Genomic DNA, 12,786 nt, shown 5'->3' on the forward strand with positions numbered 1-12,786 from the left:
CGATATTGACAGCGCGTAAACGGCGTGGTCACATCGCTTGAGAGAGCGCTCTCTCACATCTCCGACGCCGCTCACACCCCCCAGGAGCGAAACGATGACAACAGCACGCAGGCGCAGGCGCCGCCTAGCGGCCGTGGCTCTGACCACGCTCACCGGCCTGCTCGTCCAGGCGGCCGTCAGCGCCTCGGCCGCCGTCCCGCCCACACCGTCCGGCTGGTCCCTGGTCTGGTCAGACGACTTCAACGGCAACGCCGGCACCCTGCCCTCGTCGACCGACTGGATCATCGACACGGGGCACGCGTACCCCGGCGGCCCGGCCAACTGGGGCACCGGCGAGATCCAGAACTACACCTCCAGCACCTCCAACCTCAGCCTCGACGGCGGTGGCAACCTGCGCATCACGCCCCTGCGGAGCAGCTCAGGCGAGTGGACGTCGGCTCGCATCGAGACCAGGCGCGCCGACTTCAAGCCCGCTGACGGGCGCATCCTGCGCATCGAGAGCCGGATCCAGATGCCGAACGTGACCGGCGACGCCGCGCTCGGCTACTGGCCGGCGTTCTGGGCGCTCGGGTCGCCGTACCGGGGGAACTACTGGAACTGGCCGGGCATCGGCGAGTTCGACATCATGGAGAACGTCAACGGCATCAACTCCGTCTGGGGCGTGCTCCACTGTGGCGTCAACCCGGGCGGGCCGTGCAACGAGACGACCGGCCTCGGCGCCAGCCGCGCCTGCCCCGGCTCCACCTGCCAGTCGGCTTTCCATTCCTACCGGTTCGAGTGGGACCGCAGCGTGAGCCCGAACCAGCTGCGGTGGTACGTGGACGGCCAGCAGTTCCACAGCGTGAGCCAATCCCAGTTCGACGCCACGACGTGGAGCAACATGACCGGCCACGCCGGCTACTTCCTGCTGCTCAACGTGGCGATGGGCGGCGCGTTCCCGAACGCCCTCGGCGGCCAGACCCCGACGGCGGCCACCGTGCCCGGGCGTCCCATGGTGGTGGACTACGTGGCGGTGTGGCAGAGCGGCACCACCACCCCGACCAACCCGCCGGGCGACGTGGACGCCCGCTCCACCATCCAGGCCGAGCGTCACCAGGCCCAGTCGGGCACCATCGTGGAGACGACCACCGACACGGGCGGCGGGCAGAACGTCGGCGCCATCTCCAACGGCGACTGGCTGCGCTTCGACGGAGTGAACTTCGGCACGGAGGCCGCCAGGCAGTTCAGAGCCAGGGTGGCCTCGGGAGCGGCAGCCGGGGTGAGCGGGCTCGTGCAGGTGCGGCTGGACAGCCCCACGGCCGCGCCCATCGGCGACTTCGCCCTCGCCAACACCGGCGGGTGGCAGAGCTGGCGCACGGTGCCGGCCAACATCTCGGCCGTCACGGGGACACACACCGTCTACTTGACCTTCAGCAGCGGTCAGCCGGCCGACTTCGTCAACGTCAACTGGTTCACGTTCTCGACCTCTTGACGTTCTCGAAGAGGGCCGGGAAGACCTTCGCGACCTTCGACAGCAGGTATTCGCCGTACGTGCCCGTGAAGTCCACCTGACCGTCCCAGCGGTGGCCGGGCGCGTACGGCAGGGGCGGCACCTCGTCGTCCCAGCCCGGGTCGAAGAAGAACGGGAAACTGAGGCGCTCGTTGCCGCTGCGGTTGCGTACGCGGTGCGGGGTCGAGCGGTAGTGGCCGCCGGTGAGCTTGTCGAGCATGTCGCCGATGTTGCAGACGAAGGTGCCCGCCAGCGGCGGGGCCTCGATCCAGCCACGCGGGGTGCGGACCTGCAGGCCGCCGTTCTCGTCCTGGAGGAGGAGGGTGAGCAGGCCGTAGTCGGTGTGCTCCCCCACGCCCCAGGTGCCGGTGTCGTCCGGCGGAGCGGGCGGATAGTGGAAGATCCGGAAGAGGATGGTCGGGTCGGCGGTGTAGCCGGTGCGGAAGTAGTCCTCGTCCAGGCCGAGGCTCAGGGCGATGCCCGACATGACGGCCTGGGCGAGCGCGGTCATCCTGTCGAGGTATTCGAGCACGGCCTCACGCAGCTCGGGGACCTGGGCGGGGAAGAGGTTGGGCCCGTGCAGCGGGAGCGGACCGGGCGGTTCCTCGGGGCCGAGGTAGATGCCTTCCTTCAGGTCGGGCCGGCCCGAGGTGAGCTCCCCGCCGACCGGGAAGAAGCCGCGCCAGGCCGTGCCGCCCTTGTCCATGGAGATCTCCGCTTTCACCTCATCAGGGAGGGCGAAGAAGCGCCGGCTCGCGGCGTCGAGCCGGGCGAGCAGCTCCGGCGGCACGCCATGGCCGGTGACGTAGAAGAAGCCGCTGTCGCGGCAGGCGGCGCCGATGGCGTCCGCGACGGCGCGTTTGGCGGGATCCGGGGCGTCGGTGAGAAGGGAAGCGACCTCGATGACCGGCAATTCGCTCACCACGCCATTGTTCTACAGTTCGGGCGCTTAGCATCGGAGGCAGGACCCTCGTTGGAGGCCCGATGCGCTTCTTACACCGCAAGCAGGACGAGTCGTTCGAGCCTGGCCAGGTCACCCGCATCACGCCTGCCGTCGCGTACGACGGCGACCTCTACCGCCTGCCCGACTGGCCGCGCCGCCGCGGCGAGGAGCGCGAGCTCGGCCGTACGCACGCCGCCGACGGCCAGATCGACACGCTGACGCTGCAGACCGGCAGCGTGCCGCGCTTCCACGAGCTGGAGGACGAGCGGCTGGCGGAGCTGGCCGAGCTCGACGAGCGCACCGAGCAGGAGATCCAGCGGGCGCGGGCCGAGTTCGAGTCCCAGAAGATCAGGCTCGCGGAGTCGCAGCGCACCTTCGGGGAGGCGCGCAAGGCCCTGGAGGACAGCCAGCGCCGGGTGACGGAGCTGGAGCAGCCCAGCAGACGGCCGGGCGACGGGCGGCCCAGCTCGATCGCGATCTCCGGCAGCCATTGGCCGTTGATCCGCCGCTGGCTGCCTGCCGCGCTCCTGCTGCTGCTCCTGCTGATCGTCGAGGTCCCGATCCTTTACCAGGTCATCCTGAGCTGGGGCGACAGCATCGCGATGACCGCGCTGCTGGCCGCGGGCGCGGCGCTCATCATGCTGGTCGCGCCCCACATGTACGGCAGGGCGTTCCGGTCCTGGCAGGAGCACGGCAGCTCGGCCAAGGGCCGCTGGCTGCTGATCGGCGTCGCGCTGGTCTGGCTCGGCCTCATCGTCGCCGTCGCCGTGCTGCGCAGGGACGCCCTGGTCAAGCCGCTGATCGTGGACGGTCAGGAGATCGGCCCCACGTCGGAGGGCGTCGGCCAGCTGCCCACGATGATCCTGCTGCTGGCGCTGCTGGTCGCCACCGCGCTCATCGCCGCCGACCTGGGGCGGCGCATGCACAACCCCAACGACCGCCGGCTGCGGGAGCTGCGTGCCAAACGCGACGCCGAGGCCGCCGCCAGCGCCGCCGCCCAGCGCGCCTACCAGCACGACGCCGGGTACGCGGAGAGCATCGCCCAATACCTGCAGGCGGTGGACCGCCGCAAGGCCAGCAGGCTGCGTCAGCTGGACAGCGGCTTCGACAGCCTGGCCACCGCGTACCTCGGCGGCGTGGTCGAGGGGCTCAAGGACCCGGAGGCGGCCAGCTGGGCCGAGCGCATCGTGCTGCGCCGCCGTACCCGATCCTGACAACGGTCAGGTGGAGTCGCGAACGACGAGGCGGGCGGGCAGGACTACGGACTCGGTGTGGCGGCCCTCCAGCCGGGACAGCAGCAGCCGGGCGACCGCCAGCGCCTGGTCGGCGACCGATATGCGGACGGTCGTGAGGCCGGGTGTGGTGGCCGAGGCGGCGTCGATGTCGTCGAAGCCCGCGATCGCCAGATCCTCCGGCACCCTCCGCCCGGCCTCCCGCGCCGCCTGCAGCGCCCCGATGGCCAGCTGGTCGGTGGCGGCGAAGACGGCGTCCAGAGCGGGCTCGTCGCCGAGCAGCTGCTGGGTCGCCGCCGCGCCCGAGGAGCGGGTGAGGTCGGCGAGGGCCAGCAGCGGCTGCAGGCCGGCCTGCCGCATCGCGGTCCGGTGGCCGTCCAGCCGGTCCTGTACGGCCACCAGGTCCATGGGGCCGCAGATCATGCCGATGTGGCGGCGGCCGCGGGCCAGCAGGTGCTCGGTCGCGGCCTTCGCGCCGCCGGCGTTGTCCACGTCCACGTACGGCATCATCGACGCGATCGCCGGCTTGCCGAGCAGCACGATCGGCACGCCGGTGCGGGACAGGCGCTCGGCCAGCGTGTCGCCGCGGTCCGGCGGCAGCAGCACCACCCCGTCCACCAGGCCCGCCTCCACGTGCTGGACGATGCGCCGGTGACTCTCGGCCGTGTCGGCGAGCATGAGCGTGATCTGCTTGCCCGCGCCTTCCAGCAGGCTGGTCACGTACTGGACGACGGCCGCCGTCAGCTGGTCGCCGCCCTGCCGGGGGACGGACAGGACGAGCGCGATCGCGTTGGTCCTGCGGGTGACGAGGCTGCGGGCGGCCGCGTTGGGCACGTATCCGAGCTCCCTGACCGCCCGCAGCACCGACTCCCGGACCTCGGGGCTGACCGACGCCTCGCCGTTGACGACGCGCGAGACCGTGGCACGGGAGACGCCGGAGCGGGCGGCCACGGTCTCGAGGGTGGGGCGCTTCGGGCGGGTCTCGGTCAGGCCGTTGCGCTTGACGACGTCGCGGTACCACAGCGCGCTGTCCTTGAGCCGGCGTCGCTGGGTGGCGAAGTCGACGTGGACGAGGCCGAACTTGCGCCGGTAGCCGTCGGCCCATTCGAGGTTGTCGAGCAGCGTCCAGACGAGGAACCCGCGGACCTTGGCGCCGTCCTGGACGGCCGCGCGGACGGCGCGCAGGTGCTCCTCGATGAAGCTGATGCGCTCCACGTCGTGGATGCCGTCGCCCGTCACCACGTCGACGAAGTCGGCACCGTTCTCGGTGATCATCAGCTCGGTGTCGGGGTACTCCGCGGTCAGGCGGCGCAGCAGGTGGGTCAGGCAGCCGGGGACGATGGGCCAGCCCATGGCGGTGACGGCGGTGGGAACCGTGCAGAACAGCACGCCCTCACTGCCCGGGTAGGCGGGGTCGGCGGGCTCGCTGGGCTGGGCCTGCACGACGAGCGGGGTGTAGTAGTTGACGCCGAGCAGGTCCATCGGCTGGGAGATGAGCTCCAGGTCGCCGTCGTGCACGTGGCCGAGCCCTGCGGTGCGCTCGATGATCGGCAGCAGCTCCGGAGGGTAGGCGCCGCGCAGCATCGGCTCCAGGAACTGCCGGTTGGCCAGCACGTCGATCCTGGCCACGGCCTCGGCGTCCTCGGCCGACAGGGCCCGCCCGGCGTCGCTCACCTGGCCGGGCGTCATGACGGGCGAGATGTTGAGCACGCCGCCCACCCTCGCCGCCCCGGCCGCGCGCAACGCCTCGGCGCCGAGCCCGTGTGCGAGCAGTAAATGGTGGGCGGCGCGGAAGGCGTCGGCGGCCGATTTCCGGCCCGGCGCGTGAATGCCGGACCCGTAGCCGAGAAAGGCGGCCACCCACGGCTCGTTGACGGTGAACCAGGTGTCGACCCGATCCCCCAGCCGGTCGGCCACCGCGGCGGCGTAATCGGCGAAATGGCGGGCGGTGTCCCGGGACGGCCAGCCACCGGCGTCCTCCAAAGCCTGCGGCAGATCCCAGTGGTAAAGCGTCGCATACGGCGTGATGCCCGCGTCGAGCAGCTCGTCGAGCAGCCGGTCGTAAAAATCGAGCCCGGCCGCGTGCAATTTCCCGGAGCCATCGGGAAACACCCGCGGCCAGCTGACGGAAAATCGGTATGCGGCCATGCCGAGGTCTTTCATCAACCGCACGTCTTCGCGATAGCGGTGGTAATGGTCGCAGGCGTCGGCGCGGTCCGCGGAAAAGGTGTCCCAAATGGACGGGCCGCGGCCGTCGGCAGCGGTGGCGCCTTCGATTTGGAAGGCCGACGTCGACACACCCCAGATGAATCCCTCGGGGAAGGCAGCTGTGCTCATTCTGGCGGAAGTCCTCCGGTGAAGCGGCAGAGCGTCCAGTCTCCCGCGCGCCGCTCGTCGCGCGCCAGCCTGGCCACGCTGTATACAGAGCGCGTGGAACTGGACCGGCTCGATCGTGACATCATCGCGGCGCTCGTCGACGACGCCCGCGCGACCTACGCGGAGATCGGCCACCAGGTGGGGCTGAGCGCGTCGGCGGTCAAGCGGCGGGTGGACCGGCTGCTCGACAGCGGGGCGATCACCGGGTTCAGCGCCGTGGTCTCGCCGCAGGCGCTCGGCTGGACGACCGAGGCGTACGTGGAGCTGTTCTGCCAGGGCAAGACGAAGCCGTCGGACATCGCGCTGGCGGTGGCTAAGTTCCCCGAGGTGGTGGGGGCGGCCACGATCACCGGCGAGGCGGACGCGTTGCTGCACATCAGGGCGACGGACGTGCGGCATGTGGAGCGGGTGATCGAGCGCATCGCGGCGCAGTCCTTCGTGGTCAGGACCAAGAGCTCCATCGTGCTGTCACGGCTGGTCGAGGCCCCTCCGGGGGTCGTACGCAATGGATCGCACACCACGGCCTGAAAGACGCAACAAACCCGCGCAAACACGCAATGCAACGACTTGGCCTGCATAAACATACATTCTTAGGCTGTCTCCGTCCCCTCCGATCAGATCAGATCTGGGACATCCGCTCATAAAGCTCGACGGAGACCTGCATGCCCAAACACTTCCTCATGTGCCGTCCGGAATACTTCACGGTCGAGTACGCGATCAACCCGTGGATGCATCCCGAGGCCGGCGCCGACCGCGACATCGCGGTCCGTCAGTGGGAGGGGCTGAAGGCCGCCTACGAGGAGCTCGGCCACCAGGTCAGCCTGATCGACCCGATCGACGGGCTGCCGGACATGGTGTTCGCCGCCAACGGCGCCCTGGTCGTGGGCGGGCGCGTCTACGGCGCCAGGTTCGCCTACCCGCAGCGCGGTCCCGAGGGGCCGGCCTACCTGCGGTGGTTCGCCGAGCACGGTTACCCGGTGCAGGCGCCGCAGCACGTCAACGAGGGTGAGGGCGACTTCCTCACGCTCGAGGACGTCATTCTGGCCGGCACGGGCTTCCGCACGGAGGTGGTGGCCCACCAGGAGGCGCAGGAATACCTGGGCCGCCCGGTGATCTCGCTGACCCTGGTCGACCCCCGCTTCTACCACCTCGACACGGCGCTGTTCCCGCTCGACGGGCACAACGTCGCCTACTACCCGGAGGCCTTCTCCGCGGGCAGCCGGGAGGTGCTGCGCCGGATGTTCCCCGACGCAGTGCTCGCCACCGCCGAGGACGCCGAGGTGCTCGGCCTGAACGCGGTCAGCGACGGCACGCACGTGGTCATCAACGCCGAGGCCTCCGGCCTGCAGTTGGAGCTCAAGCGCCGTGGGTACGAGGTCATTCCGGTCGATCTCTCGGAGCTGCGCAAGGCAGGCGGGGGCCCCAAGTGCTGCACACTGGAGATCAGGGGGGAGAACTGACATGACCAGCAGCGCAGAGCTGATCGAGCTCAGCGAGCGTCGCAGCGCGCACAACTATCATCCGCTGCCCGTCGTGATCCATGAGGCCAACGGCGCCTGGGTCACCGACGTGGACGGCAAGCGATATCTGGACTGTCTGTCCGGCTATTCGTCGCTCAACTTCGGCCACGGCAATCCGAAGATCCTCGAGGCGGCCCAGGAACAGCTGCAGCGGCTGACCCTGACCAGCCGTGCCTTCTACCACGACCAGTTCGCGCGGTTCTGCGCCGGGCTCGGCGACCTCACGGGCAAGGACATGATCCTGCCCATGAACACCGGTGCCGAGGCCGTCGAGACCGCCATCAAGGTGGCGCGCAAGTGGGGTTACGAGGTCAAAGGCGTGGAGCCGGATCTCGCCAACATCATCGTGATGGAGAACAACTTCCACGGCCGCACCACCACGATCATCAGCTTCTCCACCGATCCCGACGCGCACGACAACTTCGGGCCGTACACGCCGGGCTTCCGGATCGTGCGGTATGGGTCCATCGAGGCGATCAGGGAGGCCGTGGACGCCAACACAGTCGGCGTGCTGGTCGAGCCGATCCAGGGTGAGGCCGGGGTGCTGGTGCCGCCGGACGGCTACCTGACCGACATCCGGGAGCTGTGCACGGCCGAGGGCATCCTGATGATCGCCGACGAGATCCAGTCGGGGCTGGGGCGGACCGGGCAGACGTTTGCGTGTGACCACGAAGGGGTCGTGCCCGACATGTACGTCCTGGGCAAGGCGCTCGGCGGCGGCGTCGTCCCCGTGTCCGCCGTCGCGGCCAACCGGGACGTGCTCGGGGTCATCCACCCGGGACAGCACGGATCCACATTCGGCGGGAACCCGCTGGCGTGTGCGGTCGGCAACGCGGTCGTCGAGCTCCTCAACACCGGCGAGTACCAGGCCAGGGCTGCCAAGCTCGGCGAGGTGCTGCACGCCCGGCTGCGCGAGCTGGTCGGCAAGGGCGTCGTCGAGGTGCGCGTACGGGGGCTGTGGGCCGGCGTGGACATCTCTCCTGATCTCGCCACGGGGCGTGAGGTGTCGAAGGCGCTGATGAAGCGGGGTGTGCTCGCCAAGGACACCCAGGGGTCCACGATCCGGCTCGCGCCGCCGATCGTCGTCTCCGAGGAGGACCTCATCTGGGCGATCGACCAGCTCTCCGATGCCCTCTACGACATCAAAAACCAACACCCATAAAGACATCCATTCTTTACGGCTGCGCCGGCTGGGCCCGACCACCGTACGTGGCCGGGCCCTGTCCAGGGAGACGGTCCTGTGGTTTACGGGGTCGGGCGCCGTTACGGCGCACGGGCACCGGCCGCCGACCGTGGCCATGGCCCCGGTACGCCGCCGCTCCGCCCCGAGACGCCGGGCCGCGTACCTGTGGATCTCGTCGGCGTGCCGATCGAACAGCGCCGCGAAGCACTCGCCCGAGTCCGGTTCCCACTATTTCGTGAGCCGCCAGGCTTCCAAGCCGTCGGGAGCGCCGTCCCGGGTGAAGCCCGCCGCCTCCAGCTCGGCGACCAGTCGCTCCCGTGCCGGCCAGTGGCTCTCGGAGACCACCACGTCCTCGCTGATCACCACGCCGCGCTGCTTCACGCGGTAGAAGTAGCGGGTCTTGGCCGTCTCGCCGGTGACCGCGAGCACCTGACCCGCGATCTCGTACGTGTGCCTGCCGACCCGGTAGGAACCGACGACCTCCGGCTCGCCCGGCACGGGGGTGGCCCGCTCGCGCCAGTTGAACAGCAACAGCCCGCCCGGCTCCAGCTGCGTGCGCAGCACCCGCCACAGCTCCGCCCGCTGCTCGGCGTCGAAGCTGTGCAGCACCGAGATCATCACGATGGCCTCGACGGGCTCGTCGGCCTCCGCCTTCAGCGCGCCGCACGACAGCACGGTCACCCGGCTCAGCGCATCGGGGTCCTCGGCCAGCCGGTTGAGCAGGACGGAGCGCATGCCGAACGACGGCTCGACGGCGTAGACCTCCGCGGGCGTCTCCCGGAGGATCACCCGGGTGATCAGGCCGGTGCCCGCGCCGATCTCCATGACGCTCCGCCGCACGCCCTTCAGCAGGGGTGGCAGCAGCTCGCGGATCATCGGGACGTGCCCGTCCTCATGCCACAGGTCGTAGAAGGGCACGGCCAGCGAGTAGTGGTCTTCATCCATAGAGCGTGACGATAACCGTTTTCACTCGAGCCGTACAGAATCGATCGGCCTGAGCACCTCGTCGCGCGACTCGTACCAGGTCACCTGATCGGGCAGGGTGAGGGTCGCGACGGCGTTCTGGAACCACGGGCCCTTGGTGATCCGCCAGCGGAACGGCGGCCGCGGAATGCGCGCGAGGCGCGCCAGCAGGCTGCCCACCAGCGTGGCGATGGAGAACTGGGTGACCACGTTGGCCCAGCGCAGCAGGCGGCTGAGCGGGTTGCGGATCGGCGAGCAGACCACTTGGTAGACCGGGCCGAGGCGGGCCTTGGCCAGGTAGGAGTAGTGGACGTCGCCGGAGAGGATCACCACCGGCTTGCCGAGCCCGATGAACAGCCTCGACAGGTCGTCGAACGAGCGCCGGAACGCCGCCCAGTGCTCCAGGTCGAAGGCCTGCCGGAACCTCTCCGACCACCGCCGCACCACCGGACCCCACGCGCCGTCGCTCAGGGCCTCGTTCCAGTTTTGCACCCCGTGCACGCCCTCAGGCAGCAGGAACGGGATCGACGAGCCGATGATCAGGCGCTCGGCCGGGGCGGCGACCTGCTCCTCGAGCCAAGCCTGCTCCGCCGGGTCGAGCATGCGGCGCGCGCCGGGCGTGAGCTGCCTGGCGCACCGGGTGTCGACCATGATCAGGCGGGCGGGCCCGAGGTCGCGGGCGTAGCTCCAGCGGTTGCTCGATGGCTCGGCGTCGGCCTTCTCGGCGAAGGCGTCGAGCGCGTCGGCGCCGTCGCGGCCTTGGAGATCCAGCAGCGTGCGCAGCAGCGGGTCGGCCGCGCGCTCGGCCGGTGAGAGGTTGCCGAGGTGCTGGTAGACCCAGTACGCGCCGAGCCCGGCGACCACCCGGCGGCGCCACCAGCTGGTCCTGGCCATCTCCTCGCGCCAGGGTTGCGAGGTGTTCCAGTCGTCGCGCAGGTCGTGGTCGTCGAAGATCATCGCGGTCGGCACGGTGGACAGCAGCCAGCGGATCTCGGGGTCGGTCCACGCCTGGCGGTAGAGCTCGGCGTATTCCTCGAAGTCGGCGATCTCCCCCTGGGGCCCCGTTATGCCACTCGTGCTCCGGCGCGCGCGGACGTAGGCCAGCGTCTCGGGCGAGGGATTGTCGGCGTAGACCTGGTCGCCCAGGAGCAGCAGCAGGTCGGGCCACTCCTCGTCGCCGGAGCCCGCCAGGTGGCGGCCGTAGGAGCGCAGGACGTCCTCGCCATGGGTGCGGACGTGCGCCACGTCGTGGGGCACGCTGGTGCGGCACGACCCGAACGCCAGCCGGCGCGCCCCCTCCGGCGGCAGGAGCCGGATCCTGCTGGGCGGGCGACCCGCCGGAGGCCATACCTGCTCCCCGCCGAGGCTGACCGAATAGGAGGGGATATCCTGGGAGAGCTCTACGAGATCCACGATCGCGTAGTGGTGTCCGTGCACGGTGAAGGTAGGCGACCGGTAAGCCCTGCCACCCGCTTCGACGGTGACCGTGCAGGGTTCGGCGGACTCCACCCAGATCGAGGCGCTGTTGGCATCGACGTGTCGCAGCATCGGCCCCACGACGAGTGCGGGCATCCCACCTCCGATGTCGATTCGGCACACCCTCGTGGCCCAAGCCTGCCAGAGTGGCACGGTCCACAGCATCCCGATCAGCGGCCCGGATTTTTACCAATAACTAGGCAAGGTCAAATCCCCCGCTCTAGGATGATCGCGACAACATCGCCCAGAAGGTGAAGGCAATGGCGCTTTCCCTACAAATAGGGCGTATATACCAGGAGGAATCTCTTCCATGAGCATCATGGTGCCGTCAAAGACGCCGGCGCTGATCACTCCGGGCCGCCAGGCCCTCGACTCCGCTCTCTACCAGCTCGACCAGGCGGCCGAGCACCTCGGGCTCGACGACGGGCTCCGCACGGTGCTGGCCACGCCCCGCCGCTCGCTGACCGTCTCGGTCCCGGTGCGGCGCGAGGACGGACGGCTCAGCGTCGTCCAGGGCTTCCGCGTCCAGCACAATGTCTCGCGCGGCCCCGCCAAGGGCGGCATCCGGTTTCATCCCGGCACGGACATCCACGAGGTCACCGCGCTCGCGATGTGGATGACGTGGAAGTGCGCTCTGGTCGGCATCCCGTACGGCGGCGCCAAAGGCGGCGTGGCCGTGGACCCGACCGGGCTCACCACCCGCGAGCTCGAACGCCTGACCCGCCGCTACGTCAACGAGATCCTGCCGCTGATCGGCCCGGAGAAGGACATCCCGGCTCCCGACGTCGGCACCGACGAGCAGACCATGGCCTGGATCATGGACACCTACAGCGTCAGCGCGGGCTACTCGGTGCCCGGTGTGGTCACCGGCAAGCCGACGACGCTGGGCGGCTCGCTCGGGCGCTCCGGCGCGACCTCGCGCGGCGTGCAGATCGCCACGCTGGCCGCGCTCGGCCGCTCGCCCGAGGGCGCGAGCGTGGCCGTGCAGGGCTTCGGCAAGGTGGGCGCGCTGGCCGCGCAGTACCTCGCCGACGCCGGCTGCAAGGTGGTGGCGGTCTCCGACATCACCGGCGCCGTCTACGCGAGCGCGGGGCTGGACATCGCCGGCCTGCGCACGTGGGCGGCCGAGACCGGCGGCGTGTCCGGCTACCGCCACGCCGACGCCCTGCCTCTCGACGACCTGCTGGAACTGGACGTGGACGTCCTGGTCCCGGCGGCGCTCGAGGGCGCGATCACTGAGGCGAACGCGCCACGCGTGCGCGCCCGCCTGATCGTGGAGGGCGCCAACGGCCCCACCACGCCGGAGGCCGACGAGATCCTGGCCGCGAACGGGGCCACGGTCGTGCCCGACATCCTCGCCAACGCGGGCGGGGTGATCGTGTCGTACCTGGAGTGGGTGCAGAACATGCAGGCCTACTCCTGGAGCTCCGGGGAGGTCGAGGTCAAGCTGCGCGACCTCATGGAAAGCGCGTTCTCCGAGGTCAAGTCCATGGCCGCGGCCCGCGGGCTGACGCTGAGGCAGGCGGCGCACGTCATCGGCGTGGGTCGCGTCGCCGAGGCCCACCAGATGCGCGGTCTCTACCCGTGACCGCCGGCGGGGGCTC

10 protein-coding genes are annotated in these 12,786 nt (G+C 70.2%); 6 read left to right on the forward strand and 4 right to left on the reverse strand.

Annotated elements, in window-relative coordinates:
- The first annotated feature begins 94 nt into the window (after nucleotides 1-94).
- Nucleotides 95-1,471: a glycoside hydrolase family 16 protein gene (locus OHA25_RS52435; protein ID WP_327584337.1), complete on the forward strand. Its 1,377-nt coding sequence runs from the start codon at nucleotides 95-97 to the stop codon at nucleotides 1,469-1,471.
- On the opposite strand, the gene OHA25_RS52440 is transcribed toward OHA25_RS52435, so the two are convergent.
- Nucleotides 1,452-2,411 (reverse strand): isopenicillin N synthase family dioxygenase, encoded by a 960-nt coding sequence (locus OHA25_RS52440; protein WP_327584338.1) that lies wholly within the window; start codon nucleotides 2,409-2,411, stop codon nucleotides 1,452-1,454. The genes OHA25_RS52435 and OHA25_RS52440 overlap by 20 nt on opposite strands.
- Before the next feature lie 62 nt (nucleotides 2,412-2,473).
- Here OHA25_RS52440 and OHA25_RS52445 point away from each other — a divergent pair, with 62 nt between their 5' ends.
- Nucleotides 2,474-3,646, forward strand: a complete 1,173-nt coding sequence (locus tag OHA25_RS52445; RefSeq protein ID WP_327584339.1) for a hypothetical protein — start codon at nucleotides 2,474-2,476, stop codon at nucleotides 3,644-3,646.
- Nucleotides 3,647-3,652: 6 nt separating this feature from the next.
- On the opposite strand, the gene OHA25_RS52450 is transcribed toward OHA25_RS52445, so the two are convergent.
- Nucleotides 3,653-6,001: a GH1 family beta-glucosidase gene (locus OHA25_RS52450; RefSeq protein WP_327584340.1), complete on the reverse strand. Its 2,349-nt coding sequence runs from the start codon at nucleotides 5,999-6,001 to the stop codon at nucleotides 3,653-3,655.
- A gap of 93 nt (nucleotides 6,002-6,094) precedes the next feature.
- Here OHA25_RS52450 and OHA25_RS52455 point away from each other — a divergent pair, with 93 nt between their 5' ends.
- From OHA25_RS52455 to rocD, 3 genes are all read left to right on the forward strand, one after another.
- Nucleotides 6,095-6,568 carry an Lrp/AsnC family transcriptional regulator gene (locus OHA25_RS52455; RefSeq protein WP_327591171.1) on the forward strand — a complete coding sequence of 158 codons (474 nt, stop codon included), beginning with the start codon at nucleotides 6,095-6,097 and terminating at the stop codon, nucleotides 6,566-6,568.
- Between the two features lie 134 nt (nucleotides 6,569-6,702).
- The gene (gene ddaH / locus OHA25_RS52460) at nucleotides 6,703-7,500 is read left to right on the forward strand and encodes a dimethylargininase (protein WP_327584341.1); all 798 of its coding nucleotides are present in this window, start codon (nucleotides 6,703-6,705) and stop codon (nucleotides 7,498-7,500) included.
- Between the two features lies 1 nt (nucleotide 7,501).
- Entirely contained in the window at nucleotides 7,502-8,722 is a 1,221-nt protein-coding gene (rocD, locus tag OHA25_RS52465) for an ornithine--oxo-acid transaminase (protein WP_327584342.1), read from the forward strand.
- 249 nt (nucleotides 8,723-8,971) lie between these two features.
- Here the strand turns inward: rocD and OHA25_RS52470 are convergent, their stop codons facing one another.
- Both OHA25_RS52470 and OHA25_RS52475 read right to left on the reverse strand, forming a co-directional pair.
- Nucleotides 8,972-9,688 (reverse strand): class I SAM-dependent methyltransferase, encoded by a 717-nt coding sequence (locus OHA25_RS52470; RefSeq protein WP_327584343.1) that lies wholly within the window; start codon nucleotides 9,686-9,688, stop codon nucleotides 8,972-8,974.
- Nucleotides 9,689-9,709: 21 nt separating this feature from the next.
- Nucleotides 9,710-11,278, reverse strand: a complete 1,569-nt coding sequence (locus tag OHA25_RS52475) for an alkaline phosphatase D family protein (RefSeq protein WP_327584344.1) — start codon at nucleotides 11,276-11,278, stop codon at nucleotides 9,710-9,712.
- A gap of 214 nt (nucleotides 11,279-11,492) precedes the next feature.
- On the opposite strand from OHA25_RS52475, the gene OHA25_RS52480 reads away from it, so the two are divergent.
- On the forward strand, nucleotides 11,493-12,770 hold the full coding sequence (locus OHA25_RS52480) for a Glu/Leu/Phe/Val family dehydrogenase (RefSeq protein WP_327584345.1): 1,278 nt from the start codon (nucleotides 11,493-11,495) through the stop codon (nucleotides 12,768-12,770).
- Nucleotides 12,771-12,786 lie beyond the last annotated feature (16 nt).

The sequence above is a fragment of the Nonomuraea sp. NBC_00507 genome, from assembly GCF_036013525.1.
In the GTDB taxonomy this organism is placed as follows: Bacteria; Actinomycetota; Actinomycetes; order Streptosporangiales; family Streptosporangiaceae; genus Nonomuraea.

Bases quoted from the DNA above. Each gene is read 5' to 3' on its own strand.
- OHA25_RS52435 (WP_327584337.1), top strand. From the start codon at position 95: ATGACAACAGCACGCAGGCGCAGGCGCCGCCTAGCGGCCGTGGCTCTG.
- OHA25_RS52445 (WP_327584339.1), top strand. From the start codon at position 2,474: ATGCGCTTCTTACACCGCAAGCAGGACGAGTCGTTCGAGCCTGGCCAG.
- OHA25_RS52450 (WP_327584340.1), bottom strand. From the start codon at position 6,001: ATGAGCACAGCTGCCTTCCCCGAGGGATTCATCTGGGGTGTGTCGACG.
- ddaH (WP_327584341.1), top strand. From the start codon at position 6,703: ATGCCCAAACACTTCCTCATGTGCCGTCCGGAATACTTCACGGTCGAG.
- rocD (WP_327584342.1), top strand. From the start codon at position 7,502: ATGACCAGCAGCGCAGAGCTGATCGAGCTCAGCGAGCGTCGCAGCGCG.
- OHA25_RS52470 (WP_327584343.1), bottom strand. From the start codon at position 9,688: ATGGATGAAGACCACTACTCGCTGGCCGTGCCCTTCTACGACCTGTGG.
- OHA25_RS52475 (WP_327584344.1), bottom strand. From the start codon at position 11,278: ATGCCCGCACTCGTCGTGGGGCCGATGCTGCGACACGTCGATGCCAAC.
- OHA25_RS52480 (WP_327584345.1), top strand. From the start codon at position 11,493: ATGAGCATCATGGTGCCGTCAAAGACGCCGGCGCTGATCACTCCGGGC.